This window comes from Primorskyibacter flagellatus (assembly GCF_048268605.1).
Lineage (GTDB): Bacteria > Pseudomonadota > Alphaproteobacteria > Rhodobacterales > Rhodobacteraceae > Primorskyibacter > Primorskyibacter flagellatus.
The window spans coordinates 58970-75316 of sequence record NZ_JBLWVF010000008.1 but is presented as its reverse complement, the minus strand read 5'-3'; the positions used below and the strand labels follow the sequence as shown (position 1 = coordinate 75316).

The window sequence follows — 16347 nt, the reverse complement described above, 5'->3', positions numbered from 1 at the left end:
CTGTGACGAAGAACGCTGCGTCCGGTTTTAGCGGCCGGTCAGTTGATCCATGATTTTGACCAGCTCTGCGCTGATGCCGGGTTCGGACAGCGCGTGACCGGCGTTGCGGATCATGCGCAGTTCCGCATTTGGCCAGGCCTTCGCCAGTTGCCAGGCGCGTTCCGGCGGGCAGATCATATCGTAGCGGCCCTGCACGATGACACCGGGAATATGCGCGATCCGGTCAACATGGGCGAGGATCTGACCGTCAAAATCCAGAAAGCCCGCATTGGTGAAATAGTGGTTTTCCAACCGCGCAAAGGCCCGCGCGTAATCCCCCGGCGCATCGCCGCCCGATCCGCTTGAATAGACCGAGGCAAGCGCATTTTCCCAAGCAGACCAAGCCTTTGCATATTGCGTCTCGATCCGCAGATCATTCGAAAACAGCCGCTTGTGATAGGCACCGATCATGTCGTGCCGCTCATCTTCCGGGATCAGGTCAGAGAAGCGCGCCCAAGGTTCGGGCCAGAACAGCCCGGCCCCGCCACCATAGAACCAGTCCAATTCCGCCTGGGTCATCATGAACACGCCGCGCAGCACCAGATTGCTGACATGCTCGGGATGCGTCTCGGCATAGATCAGCGCCAGCGTCGCGCCCCAGCTGCCGCCGAAGACGATGAACTTTTCGACCCCCAAATCCTCGCGGATCTGTTCAATATCGGCGACCAGATCCCATGTCGTGTTGTTGATGACGCTGGCATGAGGCCGTGACCGGCCACATCCGCGCTGATCGAAAAGCACGACACGATAGACCTTGGGATCGAAATAGCGCCGCATCGTCGGGCTGCACCCGCCGCCGGGGCCGCCATGCAGCACGATAACCGGAATCCCGTCCGGATTGCCGCATTGCTCGACATAGATCGTGTGTCCGCCTCCGACCTCCATCATGCGTTGATCGAACGGATCGAGGGGTGGATAAAGATGCTGCACTGCGCGCTTTTGGCCCGAGAATTTGTCCATGACCGATCTATATATGGACAAGCTGACAAAAAACACAGGAACTTCGCGATGCAGGCAACTCAGACCACGGTCGACCCGTCGGAAATTGCCAAATTCGAAGCGATGGCCGCCGAATGGTGGGATCCGAACGGCAAATTCAAGCCGCTGCACATGCTCAATCCGTGCAGGCTGGATTACATCACCAGCCAGATCTCGGAAGAATTTGATCGTGATCTCAATGCCTTGCGGCCTTTCGAAGGCCTGCGTATTCTGGACATCGGCTGTGGCGGCGGGCTTTTGTGCGAACCGATGGCACGACTGGGCGCAACGGTGGTCGGTGCCGATGCGGCAGAAGGTAACATCCCCGTCGCGCAGGTTCACGCGCAGCAATCGGGACTGGAGATCGACTATCGCCACACCACAGCCGAGGCGATGGCAGCAGCCGAAGAACAGTTCGATGTGGTGCTGAACATGGAAGTGGTCGAGCATGTGGCCGACCCGCTTGCCTATCTCACGGCCTGCAAAGACTTGTTGAAACCCAACGGGTTACACATCTGCTCGACAATCAACCGCAACCCCAAAAGCTTTGCCATGGCGATTGTCGGTGCGGAATATGTGATGCGCTGGCTGCCGAAAGGGACGCATGAATGGGCCAAGTTCATCACACCCGAAGAGCTGTTCGAGCTGATGCGCAAGGCGGGGCTTGATCCGGTGGATCGCAAGGGTTTTGTTTTCAACCCGATCACTTGGCAATGGCGCCTGTCCGACCGCGACCTGAGCGTGAATTACGTCACCGCCAGCCTGAAACCCGGCGGCTCTGCTTGAGGCCTTTTGGGGCTTTTGTACTGCAATTGTGTACATAAGCCCCTTGGGGCCAAGATGGGGGCATCTTGCGGGGATTCCTGTTCGTCATTCGGTGTCCGGCCCCAGGACTGCCGGGCCGGATGCGCTTATTCGTTCACACCCGCGAGGAAGGATATGACCGCGTCGGACACTTTCTGTTGGATGGCCCGGCGCGCTTCCGATGAAGCGCCGCAAAGGGATGGATCGCCCGCCTCCTCTTGGAGAATATCCGGGCCGGCGTCGGTGCAGACCGCAAACGCATCGAACACGGACGCGTTGGGTATGACAACGTCTTTTGCAAGTTGGTCGTTGTCGGATGCGTCATCAGGATCACCAAGAGAAATCCGCAGCGCGCTGACCTCCGCCGGGACCGCGCCAAGCGCGGTCAGATATTCCGGGTTCACGCCGATCACCGCCTTAACGCGCGGATCTCTGACCAACTGCGCCAAGCTTTCCTGACTGGTTTGCGACGGATCAACGCCTTGCTTGGCATACCAGCCACAATCAGGATTTTCCATTTCACTATCGGCGGCGCAGGACCCCATGTAACGCGCAACGTCGAGTTCTGCCCCGGCGACGGAAAATGCGGCGGTCGCGCCAAGCGCGAATCCTGCAACTGAAATGCTGCGATCATCGACCCGCTGACCCCAGGCCTTGTCCGTCAGCATCAGATCAATCACGCGGCGGATGTCCTGCGGCCTGCGCCAGATCTCGTCCAATGCGGCAACTGCATTTTCCGGACGCGGTGCGTTGACCTCTACCACGACATAACCTGCTCGCGCTATGGCGGAACTGAGCCAGGCACCGGAATCAGCAGCGGACCGCAAGCCGCCGTGTGACACCACCACCAGTGGGAACGCACCTTCCGGAAACCGGGCATCCGGGGCGGCTGGAACCCCTTCAAATACTGGATTTCCGCCAACGGTTTCCGATGCTTCACCCTCCGAAGGATACCAGATCGACAGGGACAGGGGGCGTTCCGCTACCGTCGTTTCGGAAAGATGCGCAACACCCGCCGCAGGCTGTGCCAGACAGGGCGCTGCGGCCAGGAACAAAGCTAAGGAAAGACCGAGTCTCATTTCATGGTTCCATGTGCGGATTGCATTGTAAGCCGCTGTATCACGCCTTTATGGCAATGACAGCAAGGTCTGCTTGGCCGACCCTTCGCTTCTGTGATCATCGCTGTGAATCGCTTTGCCCCGTCCGCCTCGCGACGGGTCGGGCAGCATTGCGACGGGCGTCCCTCTGGCAGATGACGGGCCGTGATCCCCAACCCAAAGCAAAGCAAAGCCCCGATTGATCTTTCCCGCTGTTGGAGTCTAGAGAAGGACAAATATCCCGAGGGAACAACATGACACAAGAGCACGGCGATCCCCGCCACCTTGAGACTCTGGATCGCGATCTGGCGCGGTTCTCCAGTCTGGAGATCGCAACCACCTATGTCGGGCGCCCCATGGTCGGGCCTGCCGTCTCGCTTGTGTTCGTTGTGTTGGCGGGTTTGACCGCCGCGCTTTTCTTCGGACAAACCAACAACTCCCTGATCGTGATCGTGGCCGCCTGTCTTGGGGCCTATATGGCGCTGAATATCGGCGCGAATGATGTTGCCAACAACATGGGCCCGGCGGTCGGGGCCAACGCGCTGAGCATGGGCGGTGCCATTGCCATCGCTGTCGTCTTCGAAAGCGCGGGCGCGTTGCTTGCAGGTGGGGATGTCGTCTCGACCATTGCCAAGGGGATCATCGCACCCGAAAGCATGGCCACGGCGGAAATGTTCATCTGGGCAATGATGGCCGCGCTTTTGTCCGCCGCACTTTGGGTCAATCTGGCGACATGGGTCGGCGCGCCGGTATCCACGACCCATTCGGTCGTGGGCGGTGTCATGGGCGCGGGCATCGTCGCCGCCGGGTTCGGTGCGGTGAACTGGTCCACGATGAGCAAGATCGCGGCCAGCTGGGTGATTTCCCCGATTCTCGGTGGGGCAATCGCGGCGCTGTTCCTCTGGTTCATCAAATCCAAGATCATCTATCAGGACGACAAGATCGCGGCCGCGCGCAAATGGGTGCCGGTTCTTGTGGGCATCATGGCCGGTGCCTTTTCCGCCTATCTGGCATTGAAGGGCTTCAAGAAGGTTATCCAGTTTGATCTGACAACGACCTTGCTGATCGGTGCGGTGGCGGGCGTCCTGTCCTGGATCATCATGATCCCGGTGATCCGGCGAAAATCTGAAGGGCTTGAGAACCGCAACAAATCGCTGAAGACCCTGTTCGGCATCCCGCTTGTCGTGTCGGCCGCGCTGCTAAGTTTTGCGCATGGTGCGAATGATGTGGCCAACGCCGTTGGCCCCCTTGCCGCGATCGTGCAAGCCTCGCAATCGGGCAACTTCACCGATGCCGTCAGCATTCCGTTCTGGGTCATGGTGCTGGGGGCGTTCGGCATTTCCTTCGGGTTGCTTCTGTTCGGACCAAAACTGATCCGGATGGTTGGCAGCCAGATCACGAAGCTTAACCCGATGCGGGCCTATTGCGTCGCCCTGTCCGCGGCCATCACGGTCATTCTGGCAAGCTGGCTGGGGATTCCGGTCAGTTCCACCCATATCGCGGTGGGCGGCGTGTTCGGCGTTGGGTTTTTCAGGGAATGGGATACGGAAAGGCGCATAAAAAAGGCACGCCTGACCATGCCCGACCGCCCCACATACCCGGCCGCCGAACGGCGGCGCCGAAAGCTGGTGCGCAGGTCCCATTTCATGACGATCATTGCGGCCTGGGTCATCACGGTTCCAGCCGCCGCGATATTGTCGGGAACGATCCTGTTCCTGATCACGGTGGTCATGGGGGCGTCCTGACGCGATCCGAATCTGGCCAAGCCGTGTCCGTTTCATCGACGGGCGGGTCAGCGGCCATGTGTCGCGTGGCGGGATGGCTGCTTTGTGTCGAACTGCCGTCCTTGGCCTGTGCTAAGGATCGGTTTCCAGCTTCAGCCGCAACTCGCGCAGGACGGGCAGGACGGATTTGACGCGGGTATCGCCGAGGTCGGCAACAAGGTCGGCGATCATCGGCGTGATGGCAGCAACGGCGGCGTTGCGCGCGGCGAGGCCTGCGGGGCTGATCGCAACCATCTTGCGGCGGGCATCCTCCCAATCGGGACGGATATGGACGTAGCCGGCATTCTCCAGCTTGGTCAGCGTGTTCGTCATCGCGCCGCGTGTCAGGTGAAACGCGCGGGCGAGCTGGGCCGGGGTGCGTTCGTCAGATGATCGCGCAAGGTGGTTCAGCACCGAGAAATGCGAAATCTCCATCTTGTTCGGCAGCACCTTGTTCAACCGGTTGCGCAATAGCTGATCGGCAGTCAGCAATTCACTGAACAGCAAGGCGGCAGTGGCGTTGATCGAATCCGACATCAGGGGCCTTCAAAGCTGCGCGTGTGGGTCAGGGACGGAATCCGCGCCCGCGCTTTGGTTACGGCATTCAGGTCAAGATCGACAAGGGTCAGCCCCGGTTCGGTGCCCGCATCTGCGATAACCTCTCCCCAGGGTGAAATCACCATCGAATGCCCGTATGTGCTGCGGCTTTTGCCGGTGCTGGCGGGATGCGTGCCGGTTTGCGCAGGGGCCAGGACCCAGGCGCCGGTTTCAATGGCGCGGGCGCGCAGCAGGCTTTCCCAATGCGCCGCACCTGTGACAGGCGAAAAGGCCGAGGGCACTGTCAGGATTTGCGCGCCAGCCTGCGCCAAGGCGCGGTAAAGATGCGGGAAGCGGATGTCGTAGCAGATGCTGAGACCAAGCGTGCCGAAGGGCGTCTGCGCCACGACGGCGCGGGTTCCGGGCGCGTAGCCAGAGGATTCGCGGTAACTTTCCGTCTCTGACACGTCCACGTCGAACATGTGGATCTTGTCATAGCGGGCGCGGATTTCGCCATCTGGTGCGATCAGGAAGGACCGGTTGGCAAAGCGGTCTTCCGGCGGATCGGACTTGACGGCAAGCGAGCCGATCAGCAGCCAGATGCCCAGTTCAGCGGCGGTTTCTCGCAGGCCCGCGAGGGTTTCGTCCTGTGCCTCATTGCGCAGCACCTGCGCCTGATGCGGCCTGCTCATCGAGACGCAATTGGTGACCTCGGGCGTCAGGGCGAACCCAGCGCCTGCTGCGGCTGCCTCGTGCAGAAGGCCCCGGACAAGGCCCAGGTTCTGCGCCGGATCGTCCGACGAGGTCAGTTGCAGCAGGGCAGTGCGCATCAGCTGGCCAAAAGCGGGTCCAGCTTGCCGGCGCGCTCCAACGCATAAAGCTCGTCACAGCCGCCGACATGGGTTTCGCCGACAAAGATCTGCGGCACGGTACGTCCGCCACTGGCGCGCTGGATCATTTCCGGCTTGCGGTCGGGGTTGGCCAACACGTCAATCTCGGTGAAGTTGACATTTTTCTGGTTCAGCAACCGCTTGGCCGCGTGACAAAAGCCGCAAAGCGGCGAGGTGTAGATTTCAACGTCTTGCATGTCTGGTCCCTTCTGACAGGCGTGTTTGTCAGGGATTTAAGGCTGGTTTGCAACGCGTGCCAGTGCGATGACACAAACTTCACGCGCCCGCGACGCGTGGCAGGCCTCTGCCGCCGCCGCCAAAGTCGCGCCAGAGGTCATCACGTCATCGACCAACAGGACCGAGCGCCCTTCGATCGACGCGCCGTGCTGGGGGTGGGCGCGGATGCTGCCGGTCAGCATGGCAAAGCGTGCATCGCGGGTCAAACCCTCCAGCGAGCGGGTCCGGGTTGTGCGCAGCAACAGATCCGGGCAGGTCTTGCGCCCCGTTACACGGGCCAAAGCGGCGGCCAGCAGGGCAGATTGGTTGAAGCGACGCCGCGCCATGCGCGACCAATGCAGCGGCACCGGAGCGATCAGCGTGTCCTCGCGCAGCAAGGGTCTGACGGCCTGCGCCATCCACTTTGCGGCGGGGCGGACCACATCATGCCGGTCTCCATGTTTGAGCGACAGCACCAGCCTGCGGCCGGCATCGCGATACAGCAACGCGGCGCGCCCCTGTTGCCACGGCCGTTCGGTGGTCATGCAATCATCGCAATGCACCGCCACACCGTCATCCACGCCCGGCAGCGGTGTGCCGCAGAGATCGCAAACCAGACCGCCGATAAACGGCGTGTCGCGCCAGCAAGGGCCGCAAAGGCCGAAATCGCTTTCGACCATGCCGCCGCAGGTCAGGCATCGCGGCGGATAGATCAGCTGGAGTGCCGTTTGCAAACCTGCCCAAGCCACCTTATGTCTCTGCCCCATGACTGCCGTGCCCCTGACCGATCTTGCGGCGCTTGCCCGCAACCGCGCCCGTGCGACCCGTGCGCCTGCCCTGTTCCTGCACCAGTCGGCACGGGATGAGGTCGAGGATCGTCTCTCGATGGTTAACAGGCAGTTTACCAATCCCGCCATTGTCACGCCTTTCCCCGAAATCTGGCAAGATGTCCTGCCGGGCGCGAAGATCGTGGCCGATACGGATGTGCTGGCGCTGGACGAGGGCGCGCATGATCTGGTGATCCATGCGCTTGCGCTGCATTGGGCGAATGATCCGGCGGGGCAGTTGATCCAGTGTCGCCATGCGTTGCGCCCGGACGGGCTGCACCTGTCTGTGGCGTTTGGCGGGCAGACCCTGCACCAGTTGCGCAGCGCGCTTGCACAGGCGGAAAGCACCGTCACCGGCGGGCTGTCGCCGCGTGTCGCGCCGATGGCCGAGATCCGCGATCTGGGGGCGCTGTTGCAGCGGGCCGGGTTTGCGCTGCCGGTCGCGGACAGCCTGCCCCTGACGGTCAGCTATGCCACGCCGCTGCATCTGATGCAGGACCTGCGGGCGATGGGCGAGGGCAACGCATTGAATGGCCGCCTGCGCGGATTCACCCGGCGCGACGTGATCGCAGAGGCCGCGCGGATCTATGTCGAAACCTGGGGCGCCCCAGACGGCCGCATACCCGCGACATTCGAGATGATCTTTCTGACCGGATGGGCGGCCCATGACAGCCAGCCCAAGCCTTTGCGCCCCGGATCTGCGGCGCATCGTCTTGCCGACGCGCTTGGCACCGACGAAACGCCGCTGAAAGATTGACCAATGCGACATTCACGATATGTCGGACCTGAACATACTGAACGGATGCCCGCCCATGCTTGATGCTACTCACTCTGCCAGCCGTCCCGAAAATGCGCCTTCTGACCATCCGGTTGTCGCCAAACCGAAAATCGGCGTGCTGCTGGCCAATCTGGGCACGCCCGACGGGCATGATTACTGGTCGATGCGGCGCTATCTGAACGAATTCCTGTCCGACAAGCGGGTGATCGACTACCCGCGCTGGAAGTGGCAGCCGCTGTTGCAACTTATCATCCTGACCAAACGGCCCTTCAGCTCCGGGGCGGCCTATCGGTCGATCTGGAATACCGAGCGGGACGAAAGCCCGCTGATGACCATCACCCGCGATCAGACCGCGGCGATTGCGGCAGAGGTGCAGGCGCGGCATGGCGATCAGGTGATGGTCGATTTCTGCATGCGCTATGGCAACCCGTCCACCGAATCAAAGGTCCGCGCGATGGTCGAGGCCGGGTGTCGCAAGATCCTGTTTTTTCCGCTTTATCCGCATTACGCCGGGGCCACCTCTGCCACCGCGAACGATCAGTTCTTCCGCGCGTTGATGAAGGAAACCTGGCAACCCACCGCCCGCATCGCGGACCCTTATTTCGACCAGCCGCTATATATCGAGGCGCTGGCGCAATCGGTGGAGCGTGGCTATGCGGCGCTCAGCGAGAAGCCCGATATTCTGGTCTGTTCCTATCACGGTATGCCGCAACGCTATCTGATGCAGGGCGATCCGTATCACTGCCAATGCCAGAAAACGACGCGGCTTCTGAAGGAGCGGCTGGGCTGGGCCGATACAGAGATTCGCACCACGTTCCAGTCGGTCTTTGGCCCCGAGGAATGGCTGAAACCCTATACGGTGGAAGAGGTGGCCCGACTTGCAAAGGAAGAAGGCAAGAAGAAGATCGCGGTGATTGCGCCCGCGTTTTCCGCTGATTGCATCGAGACGCTGGAAGAGATCAACGAAGAGATCCGCGAAAGCTTTGAAGAGGCCGGTGGCGAGCAGTTCACCTATATCCCCTGCCTGAACGACGACCCGGCGCATGTGACAGCGCTGGCAGGCGTCATTGATCAGAATCTTCAGGGCTGGGTCTGACCCCGGCCAGACAAATGCGCATGTAAAAAGGGCGGCGCTTTCGCACCGCCCTTTTCGAATTCTCTAATCCCGTAGGGGAATTAGTTGGACGCGGCTGCTGCGATAACTGCCAGCAGTACCAGCGGAATGATCAGGCCAGCGGAAGAAGAGCTTGTCGCTGCTTCTTCAACAACCACAACCGGCTCCATTACTACGTCGTCTTTTGCATACGAACCGGCCATTGCGGTCGAAGCGGCGGCTGTCAGGACAGCGGCGAGTGCGAGTTTCTTCATTGTATACCTCCAGTAATACGCTTGCAGTTTCCCACGCAGGGCTAACAGCAAGCACCCAAGACTTACCTCGTAACTCTTTCTAAGCAGCTATTTTCGCCTAATGCAAACGCAACCTTGACGCTTTCGAAGCAGCCCCTGTCCAATGTCGTCAAATTAGCAACACTTGCGTTCCGACCTTCGTCAGCCTGAACAGCTCTTGGATGTGCTCGTTGTACAAGCCGATGCAACCATTGGAAGAACGACGGCCGATCTTGCGTGTGTCATGGGTGCCGTGGATGCGGTAATACTGCCAGCTGAGATACAGCGCATGCGTGCCAAGCGGGTTGTCCGGGCCCGGGCCAACAAAGTCCGGCCATTCCGGATTGCGCTTTTTCATCGCAGGCGTCGGTGCCCAGCTGGGCCCTTCGACCTTGCGGATCACGCTGGTACGGCCACGACGCGTCAGATCCTCTGTCAAAGGCACGGAGGACGGGTACAGCTTATAGGTCGCTCCATCCTCTGACCAATAGTGCAAGGCCCGCGAAGTGATGTCCACGAGAACCGCGCCATTGTTCAGCGAACTGAAATAGGGTTGCCAGTCCAGCGCCCGAAAGCTGGAGATATTGCGGCGGACAACCTGCGACAGTTCACGCTCTATCTCGACCGTGTCGGCACCGTTGACATTCTGTGCCAAGGCCGGCGTCGCAGCGAACGCAGCGCCAGCAGCCAGAAAGCCGCGGCGGTCAAAAATCCGAGGTATCGGCTTTGTCATCTTGGAACTCCATAAGGAAAACAGACATTATGGTAACATATTTATTGCCGGAATGCCTCAGTCGCAATTCAAACCGGCGTCATTGGGCCTACTCACGCGGATGTGGGTTTGAATAGCAACGTAAGCACCGCTATGGCTGAAGCAGTGCAATGAACGGATGACAGACACATGATGCGTGCCATATTCTTGACCATTTCGACCCTGCTGGTGCTTGCAGCATGTGCCCCTGCACCCGTGGTCTCAACCCCGGTTCTGGCAGATGGCAGGCCTGCGCCAAAGGTCTACCGAATCAGCGCAGGCTCTGAGTCGCGCATCCAGTTCAGAATGCTCGACTCGGTCAATGCGCTGCGTCAGGCCGCAGGTGTGTCCCCGGTCCAACTGAATGCGCAGCTTACCGCAGCGGCGGCCACGCATTCCCGCGATATGGCGGCGCAGAACCGTCCGTGGCATTTCGGATCCGACGGATCTTCGCCGCTGGATCGAGTCCGCCGCGCCGGCTATTCGGGTGAATTGGTGGGCGAGAATATCTCGGAAACCTACGAGACAGAGCTGGAAACCCTGGCCGCCTGGATGGAAACACCCGCCACGCGCAACGTGATCGTCGGCGCCGAGGCCCGCAACATGGGCTTTTCCTGGCACCAGGAAAACAATGGCAAGATCTGGTGGACCATGGTGATGGGCAACTAGGCCCGACCCGCCACACAAACTGCCCCGGACTTGATCCGGGGCCTTGCGCCCACGCCTAGGGCTGGATTGAAATCGGTGTCCCGTTTTTCACCATGGCGTAGATCTGTTCGATCTCGCGGTCCGTCACGGCGATGCAGCCTGCCGTCCAGTCGCGTTTTCCATCACGGTATTTCTTGGGTCTGCCGTGAATGAAGATGTCGCCACCGGGCGGTTTGCCCAGTGCGATCGCCTCGGCGAGATCGGCCTCATTGGGATAATCGATTCCGATGGACAGGTGGAACTCGCTGTTCGGATTGCGCCGGTCTATCAGGTAGTTGCCCTCGGGCGTGCGGCCATCGCCGCTGATCTTCTTGTCGCCGGATGGCGCAAAGCCAAGCCCGATATTGTAGGCCTCCAGCACTTCGGTATTGTGCAGCAGATACATCCGCCGCTCGCCCTTGTTGACGACCACCTGAGTCACTTCGGGGCCATTATATGTCTTGAACTTGCTCGCGCAGCCCGACACGCCGATCATCAGCATGACGACTGCAAGAAACCTGAATACTCGCATTTTTCTGCCTGTTTTTGTATTTGCCTCGGGTGACAGGGTACATTTTTTCGGGCGTCGGAGGTAGGGGGATTATCAACTCAAACCACGGATTGTGGCGGCGATCCGCCTTAGGCGTTCAACGTGAAGCCCGCGACCAGTTCGACATGCGTCGACCAGCGGAACTGATCGACCACGTCAATCCAGTCGATCCGGTATCCGGCATCGACCAACATCTTCGCATCCCGCGCGAATGTCACCGGATTGCACGACACATGTGCGATGACCGGAATGCCGCTTTTGGCAAGCTCGGCGATCTGCGCCTGCGAGCCGGCACGGGGCGGGTCGATCACGGCCGCGTCAAAGCCCTTCAGGTCAGAGGCGTCCAGCGGCGCGCGGAACAGGTCGCGCGTGGCATGGGTGACGGCGTGCAGCAGCGGTGCCTTGCGCCACCCGGCATCCAGCGCGCGCACCATCGCCGCATCCCCTTCGACCGCATGCACCGCCGCCGCCCGAGCAAGCGGCAAGGCAAACGTGCCGCATCCGGCAAACAGGTCCACGATGCGGGCAGCACCTCCGACGGCTTCTGTCACGGCAGCCAAAAGCGCCGATTCGCCTTCGGGAGTTGCTTGCAGGAACGCACCGGCGGGGGGCGTCACCCGTGCAGGGCCGAACTGTTGCTCGGGCATGCGCCGGGTCAGGGCAAGATCGTCGTCCCAGGTCAGGCGCGCCAGATCGAATTTTTCCGCGATCGCGGCAAGCTGCATTTGCAGCTGCGGATCGGCCTCTTTGCCGCCCGTCACGGCGACATCCAGCCCGCCAAGCGAGGTGGTGACCATAACCGAAAGCTCTGCCTTGCGGCTGGTGCCGGCAATCGCCAGCGCCTCGACCATCGGCAGGGCGGCGGCAATGGCGGGATCGACCAATAGGCAATCCGGCACCCCGACGATCACATCGGCGCCGCGCTTGTGAAACCCGGCCATCGCCCCCTTCTTGGTGCGGCGTGCGGAAAACCCGGCACGACGGCGAGTCGAGGGCGGTGAGGTCAGGATCCGGCGCGGCTGAACCTCCAACCCATGCGCAGCCAGCGCGTGTGTCACGATGCCCAGCTTCCAATCGGTGACAAACCTGTTTGACACATGCTGCAACTGGCACCCGCCACAGGCGGCAGCATGTCGACAAGGCGCTTTTACCCGGTCAGGCGAGGACGTCACGATCCTGGGCTGCGGCATGGCATCGCCCACAACATCGCCCTCGACCACTTCGCCGGGCAAGGTGCGTGGGACATAAATCGGGCCGGCTGCAATGCCGTCGCCGTGATGTCCCAGCCGTTCTATGGTCACTGTCGTCATAGGCACGCCCTAACGCTTGTCTGCGCCGCGATCCAGCCTATTCGGCGGCATCCTGCGATCCGATAAAGCCGCCCGACTGCCGGTCCCAGTAGCGCGCATAAAGCCCACCCCGCGCCAGAAGCTGCGTATGCGTGCCGATCTCGACGATGCGGCCATCATCCATGACGATGATCCGGTCCATGCTGGAGATCGTGGACAGGCGGTGCGCAATCGCCAGCACGGTCTTGCCCTGCATCACCCGGTCCAGCGCCTCTTGGATCGAGGCTTCGACCTCGGAATCCAGCGCGCTTGTCGCCTCATCCAGCACCAAAATCGGCGCGTCTTTCAGTATGGCACGCGCCAGGGCGATCCGCTGACGCTGACCGCCGGACAGTTTGACGCCACGCTCACCCAGATGCGCCGCGTAGCCTTCGCGGCCCATATGGTCCTGCATCTTCAGGATGAACTCATGCGCCTCTGCCTGTTTGGCGGCGGCGATCACCTCTTCCTTGGTGGCTTCGGGCCGGCCATAGCGAATGTTGTCCAGTGCCGAGCGGTTGAACATGGCGGTTTCCTGCGTGACCATGCCGATCATCCGCCGCAAGGATTCCTGAGTCACGCCGCCGATGTCCTGCCCGTCAATCCGGATGGCCCCGCCTTCGGTGTCATAGAGCCGCAGAAGCAGCGCCACGAGCGTCGACTTCCCGGCCCCGGACGCACCGACAATGCCCAGCTTTTCATCCGGGTGGATGGTCAGCGACACGTTCTCGATCCCGCCAGTGCGCCGCCCGTAGGCAAAGCTGACATCCTTGAAATCGACCTGCGCACCCGTCACGACCAGATCCTGCGCATCCGGCTTGTCCACCAGCGTATGGGGCGGGGTAAGGGTGCGCATCCCGTCCTCGACCTCGCCGATATTTGCGTAAAGCCCCATCAGCGTGAAGCTGACCCAACCGGTCATCTGCGCCAATCGCAGCGCCACGGCGCCGGTCGCGGCAATGTCGCCCGCGGTCACAAGGCCAAGGTTCCAGTAAAATAGCGCACCACCCACCAGAAGCACCGGCAGAATGCCCGCAAGTGCCATCAGCCAGAACCGGAAGGCCACCGAGATGTAGCCAAACTCCACCGAACGGTCGCGATAGGTCTGCATCGCGCCCAGCGCCGCGCGATCCTCGTAATCAGCATGGGCGAACAGCTTGACGGTCTTGATATTGGTGACGGTATCGACAATCTGGCCGGTCGTCATTGCCCGCGCGCCGGCCCGCGCCTTGGACCGTTGGCGGATGCGCGGCATGAAATGACGGATCAGAAAGCCGTAGCCCAGCATCCACACGACCAGACCGGCGGCGATGCGCAGATCGACCGTTCCCAGCATCAGCACCGCGCCCACGACAGAGGCGAGCGCGAACAGCACCGTATGCAGGATCTCGACCACGGAATCGTTCATCGCGCGGGCGGTCTGCCATTCCTTTTGCGCGATACGGCCCGCAAAATCGTTGTCGAAGAACGTGACGGCGTGCCCCAGCGTATAGCGGTGCAGGCGCGACAGGATCAGGTTCAGCACGTTGGGCTGCACCATCACCGATTGCGTGACCGACGCGACGCCCAGAATCGCCGGGCGGAGCAGGATGAAGAACAGCAGCGACCAGATGAGAATGCCGTTTTGGTCGGCAAAGACGGATTGCGCGTCCGACGACAGCGCCGCGTCAATCACCCGGCCCAGAAGCAGCGCGGCGATCACTTCGGTTATCCCGGCGATGATCGAAACGGCACCAGCAAGGGCCAAGACCCGCTCTGTTCCGCGCAGGCCCCAGCGAAAGAACGCCAGCAGGGTGCGTGGCGGCGGGCCATCGGCGGGTGCGAAATGGTTAATCCAGTTGGCGAGTTTCATGCGGTGGCCTCGGTTTCGTCGTCTTCGTCGGTTGTCAGGAAGCCGCCGGATTGGCGCGCCCAGAACCCGGCATATAGCCCACCTTGCGCCAAAAGCGCGTCATGGGTGCCTTCCTCGACAATCCGGCCCTGATCCAACACCAGAATGCGGTCCATGTGGGCGATGGTGGACAGGCGGTGCGCGATGGCGATCACGGTTTTGCCTTCCATCATGCCATAGAGGGTTTTCTGGATCGCGGCCTCGACCTCGGAATCCAGGGCGCTTGTCGCCTCGTCCAGCAGCAGGATGGGCGCATCTTTCAGGATGACCCGGGCCAATGTGACGCGCTGCCGCTGGCCGCCCGACAGCTTCACCCCGCGTTCGCCGACCTGCACGTCATAGCCCGTGCGCCCCTGCGGATCCCTGAGATCGAGGATAAATTCATGCGCCTCGGCCTTCTTCGCGGCGGCGATCATCTCTGCCTCGGTCGCGTCGGGCCGCCCGTACAGGATGTTGTCGCGCACCGAGCGGTGCAGCAGGGCGCTGTCCTGTTGCACCATCCCGATCTGACTGCGCAGGCTGTCCTGCGTCACGGCACAGATGTCCTGCCCGTCGATCAGGATGCGGCCCTGTTCGACGTCGTAAAACCGCAAAAGCAGCTTGACCAAGGTGGATTTGCCGGCACCCGAGCGACCGATCAGCCCGATCTTTTCACCCGGCCGGATGTTCAGCGTGACACCGTCCAACCCGCCAGCGTCGCGGCCGTAATGATGCGACAGATCCTGGATTGTGATCGCGCCATCGGTCAGCACAAGGGGTGGCGCGTCCTTGTCATCCACCAGATCGAGCGGCTGGGCAATCGTCTCCATCCCTTCGGCCACGACGCCAAGTTCCCGGAACAGGCTGGTCAGCGCCCACATGATCCAGCCGGTCATCGCGTTCAGCCGCAAGGTCAGCGCGGTCGCCGCCGCCACGACGCCAACCGAGGCCTGCCCCTGCGTCCAGAGCAGCAGACCCCAGCCAACGACCCCGACGATCAGCAGACCATTCAGCGCCACAAGCGTCACATCCATGATCGTGAAGATCCGCATCTCGGCGGCAAAGGTCTCGCGGGCTTTTTCAATTGCTTCGCGCGCAAACTCCAGCTCGCGGTCGTGATGCGCAAACATCTTGACCGAATGGATGTTCGAATAACTGTCCACGACGCGCCCTGTGACAAGGCTGCGCGCATCCGATGCTGCCTTTGACGCCGGACCGACGCGCTTGATCGTCCACCGCATCAACGCGGCATATAGCGCAAGCCACAGCACCAGCGGGATCATCAGGCGCAGATCGCCCTGCCCCAACATGACCAGCGCCCCGACCACATAGGCAAGTGCAAAGGTGATCGCGTCAAAGACCTGAAACACCGCCTCGCCCGCCGCCGGGGGTGTCTGCATGATCCTGTTGGCGATGCGACCGGCAAAGTCATTTTCGAACCAGCCGACCGACTGGCGCAGCACATGCCCATGCGCGCGCCAGCGGATCAACGTCCCGAAATTCGGCATGATCGCATTGTTCAGCAACAACACATCCAGCATCTGCAACACGGGCCGCAGGAACAGGATGAACAGCGCGAGCAGGATGAACTTTGTGCCATGGTCGGCCCAGACCTGCGCGGGGTCGCCGTTCAGCACATCGACAATCCAGCCCATCGCCCAGATCAATGCGATTTCGACCGTGGCCACGACGACCGAAGCCAGCGCGGTCAGTGCAAAGACGCGTTTGAACGGCACGGAATAGCCGCGCAGGAACGGCCACAGCTTCGTGGGCGGCCTGTCCTGACGCGGATAGTCGCAATAGGGATCTACAAGGCGTTCAAAAAAACGAAACACGGGCGGGCTCT

General features: G+C 61.5%; 17 protein-coding genes. 5 read left to right on the top strand and 12 right to left on the bottom strand.

Annotation, left to right across the window (positions count from 1 at the left end; all coding sequences use genetic code 11):
• Positions 1-27 precede the first annotated feature (27 nt).
• Positions 28-999, bottom strand: coding sequence for a prolyl aminopeptidase (gene pip / locus ACN0WV_RS10895; RefSeq protein WP_417605699.1), 972 nt, complete (start codon positions 997-999; stop codon positions 28-30).
• A 48-nt stretch (positions 1000-1047) separates the two neighbouring features.
• Between pip and ubiG the strand changes: the two genes are divergently transcribed.
• On the top strand, positions 1048-1803 hold the full coding sequence (gene ubiG, locus ACN0WV_RS10890; protein ID WP_417605697.1) for a bifunctional 2-polyprenyl-6-hydroxyphenol methylase/3-demethylubiquinol 3-O-methyltransferase UbiG: 756 nt from the start codon (positions 1048-1050) through the stop codon (positions 1801-1803).
• A 125-nt stretch (positions 1804-1928) separates the two neighbouring features.
• Here ubiG and ACN0WV_RS10885 read toward each other — a convergent pair whose 3' ends face one another.
• On the bottom strand, positions 1929-2900 hold the full coding sequence (locus ACN0WV_RS10885; RefSeq protein WP_417605695.1) for an alpha/beta hydrolase family protein: 972 nt from the start codon (positions 2898-2900) through the stop codon (positions 1929-1931).
• A gap of 272 nt (positions 2901-3172) precedes the next feature.
• On the opposite strand from ACN0WV_RS10885, the gene ACN0WV_RS10880 reads away from it, so the two are divergent.
• Complete coding sequence (locus ACN0WV_RS10880; RefSeq protein ID WP_417605693.1) at positions 3173-4663, top strand: inorganic phosphate transporter; 1491 nt, start codon at positions 3173-3175, stop codon at positions 4661-4663.
• Positions 4664-4774: 111 nt separating this feature from the next.
• On the opposite strand, the gene ACN0WV_RS10875 is transcribed toward ACN0WV_RS10880, so the two are convergent.
• The 4 genes from ACN0WV_RS10875 to ACN0WV_RS10860 are packed head-to-tail and all read right to left on the bottom strand — an operon-like array spanning position 4775 to position 7091.
• Positions 4775-5218 carry a MarR family winged helix-turn-helix transcriptional regulator gene (locus tag ACN0WV_RS10875; RefSeq protein WP_084350943.1) on the bottom strand — a complete coding sequence of 148 codons (444 nt, stop codon included), beginning with the start codon at positions 5216-5218 and terminating at the stop codon, positions 4775-4777.
• Positions 5218-6048 carry a carbon-nitrogen hydrolase family protein gene (locus tag ACN0WV_RS10870; RefSeq protein ID WP_417605691.1) on the bottom strand — a complete coding sequence of 277 codons (831 nt, stop codon included), beginning with the start codon at positions 6046-6048 and terminating at the stop codon, positions 5218-5220. Before ACN0WV_RS10870 ends, ACN0WV_RS10875 begins: the two co-directional genes overlap by 1 nt.
• Positions 6048-6305: a glutaredoxin 3 gene (gene grxC / locus ACN0WV_RS10865; RefSeq protein WP_084350947.1), complete on the bottom strand. Its 258-nt coding sequence runs from the start codon at positions 6303-6305 to the stop codon at positions 6048-6050. Before grxC ends, ACN0WV_RS10870 begins: the two co-directional genes overlap by 1 nt.
• A gap of 36 nt (positions 6306-6341) precedes the next feature.
• Positions 6342-7091 (bottom strand): double zinc ribbon domain-containing protein, encoded by a 750-nt coding sequence (locus ACN0WV_RS10860; protein ID WP_417605689.1) that lies wholly within the window; start codon positions 7089-7091, stop codon positions 6342-6344.
• Between ACN0WV_RS10860 and ACN0WV_RS10855 the strand changes: the two genes are divergently transcribed.
• Entirely contained in the window at positions 7090-7908 is an 819-nt protein-coding gene (locus tag ACN0WV_RS10855) for a methyltransferase domain-containing protein (RefSeq protein WP_417605687.1), read from the top strand. The genes ACN0WV_RS10860 and ACN0WV_RS10855 overlap by 2 nt on opposite strands.
• A 55-nt stretch (positions 7909-7963) precedes the next feature.
• A complete protein-coding gene (gene hemH, locus ACN0WV_RS10850; protein WP_417605685.1) occupies positions 7964-9025 on the top strand; it encodes a ferrochelatase in 1062 nt (353 codons plus the stop codon).
• An 80-nt stretch (positions 9026-9105) separates the two neighbouring features.
• Here the strand turns inward: hemH and ACN0WV_RS10845 are convergent, their stop codons facing one another.
• Together ACN0WV_RS10845 and ACN0WV_RS10840 are read right to left on the bottom strand one after the other, a co-directional pair.
• Entirely contained in the window at positions 9106-9297 is a 192-nt protein-coding gene (locus tag ACN0WV_RS10845) for a ferrochelatase (RefSeq protein ID WP_084350953.1), read from the bottom strand.
• Positions 9298-9445: 148 nt separating this feature from the next.
• Positions 9446-10048 carry a L,D-transpeptidase gene (locus ACN0WV_RS10840; protein WP_084350955.1) on the bottom strand — a complete coding sequence of 201 codons (603 nt, stop codon included), beginning with the start codon at positions 10046-10048 and terminating at the stop codon, positions 9446-9448.
• A gap of 168 nt (positions 10049-10216) precedes the next feature.
• Here ACN0WV_RS10840 and dalA point away from each other — a divergent pair, with 168 nt between their 5' ends.
• On the top strand, positions 10217-10735 hold the full coding sequence (dalA, locus tag ACN0WV_RS10835; protein WP_417605684.1) for a divisome-associated lipoprotein DalA: 519 nt from the start codon (positions 10217-10219) through the stop codon (positions 10733-10735).
• A 55-nt stretch (positions 10736-10790) separates the two neighbouring features.
• On the opposite strand, the gene ACN0WV_RS10830 is transcribed toward dalA, so the two are convergent.
• The 4 genes from ACN0WV_RS10830 to ACN0WV_RS10815 form a co-directional block, all read right to left on the bottom strand.
• The gene (locus ACN0WV_RS10830; RefSeq protein WP_084350959.1) at positions 10791-11285 is read right to left on the bottom strand and encodes a L,D-transpeptidase family protein; all 495 of its coding nucleotides are present in this window, start codon (positions 11283-11285) and stop codon (positions 10791-10793) included.
• 107 nt (positions 11286-11392) lie between these two features.
• On the bottom strand, positions 11393-12613 hold the full coding sequence (locus tag ACN0WV_RS10825; RefSeq protein ID WP_417605682.1) for a class I SAM-dependent RNA methyltransferase: 1221 nt from the start codon (positions 12611-12613) through the stop codon (positions 11393-11395).
• A gap of 37 nt (positions 12614-12650) precedes the next feature.
• Complete coding sequence (locus ACN0WV_RS10820; protein ID WP_417605680.1) at positions 12651-14483, bottom strand: ABC transporter ATP-binding protein; 1833 nt, start codon at positions 14481-14483, stop codon at positions 12651-12653.
• Complete coding sequence (locus ACN0WV_RS10815) at positions 14480-16336, bottom strand: ABC transporter ATP-binding protein (RefSeq protein ID WP_417605678.1); 1857 nt, start codon at positions 16334-16336, stop codon at positions 14480-14482. The genes ACN0WV_RS10820 and ACN0WV_RS10815 overlap by 4 nt, the downstream gene beginning before the upstream one ends.
• Positions 16337-16347 lie beyond the last annotated feature (11 nt).

Coding starts and splice junctions, on each gene's coding strand:
- pip (WP_417605699.1), bottom strand. CDS start 999: ATGGACAAATTCTCGGGCCAAAAGCGCGCAGTGCAGCATCTTTATCCA.
- ubiG (WP_417605697.1), top strand. CDS start 1,048: ATGCAGGCAACTCAGACCACGGTCGACCCGTCGGAAATTGCCAAATTC.
- ACN0WV_RS10885 (WP_417605695.1), bottom strand. CDS start 2,900: ATGAGACTCGGTCTTTCCTTAGCTTTGTTCCTGGCCGCAGCGCCCTGT.
- ACN0WV_RS10880 (WP_417605693.1), top strand. CDS start 3,173: ATGACACAAGAGCACGGCGATCCCCGCCACCTTGAGACTCTGGATCGC.
- ACN0WV_RS10875 (WP_084350943.1), bottom strand. CDS start 5,218: ATGTCGGATTCGATCAACGCCACTGCCGCCTTGCTGTTCAGTGAATTG.
- ACN0WV_RS10870 (WP_417605691.1), bottom strand. CDS start 6,048: ATGCGCACTGCCCTGCTGCAACTGACCTCGTCGGACGATCCGGCGCAG.
- grxC (WP_084350947.1), bottom strand. CDS start 6,305: ATGCAAGACGTTGAAATCTACACCTCGCCGCTTTGCGGCTTTTGTCAC.
- ACN0WV_RS10855 (WP_417605687.1), top strand. CDS start 7,090: ATGACTGCCGTGCCCCTGACCGATCTTGCGGCGCTTGCCCGCAACCGC.
- ACN0WV_RS10860 (WP_417605689.1), bottom strand. CDS start 7,091: ATGGGGCAGAGACATAAGGTGGCTTGGGCAGGTTTGCAAACGGCACTC.
- hemH (WP_417605685.1), top strand. CDS start 7,964: ATGCTTGATGCTACTCACTCTGCCAGCCGTCCCGAAAATGCGCCTTCT.
- ACN0WV_RS10845 (WP_084350953.1), bottom strand. CDS start 9,297: ATGAAGAAACTCGCACTCGCCGCTGTCCTGACAGCCGCCGCTTCGACC.
- ACN0WV_RS10840 (WP_084350955.1), bottom strand. CDS start 10,048: ATGACAAAGCCGATACCTCGGATTTTTGACCGCCGCGGCTTTCTGGCT.
- dalA (WP_417605684.1), top strand. CDS start 10,217: ATGATGCGTGCCATATTCTTGACCATTTCGACCCTGCTGGTGCTTGCA.
- ACN0WV_RS10830 (WP_084350959.1), bottom strand. CDS start 11,285: ATGCGAGTATTCAGGTTTCTTGCAGTCGTCATGCTGATGATCGGCGTG.
- ACN0WV_RS10825 (WP_417605682.1), bottom strand. CDS start 12,613: ATGACGACAGTGACCATAGAACGGCTGGGACATCACGGCGACGGCATT.
- ACN0WV_RS10820 (WP_417605680.1), bottom strand. CDS start 14,483: ATGAAACTCGCCAACTGGATTAACCATTTCGCACCCGCCGATGGCCCG.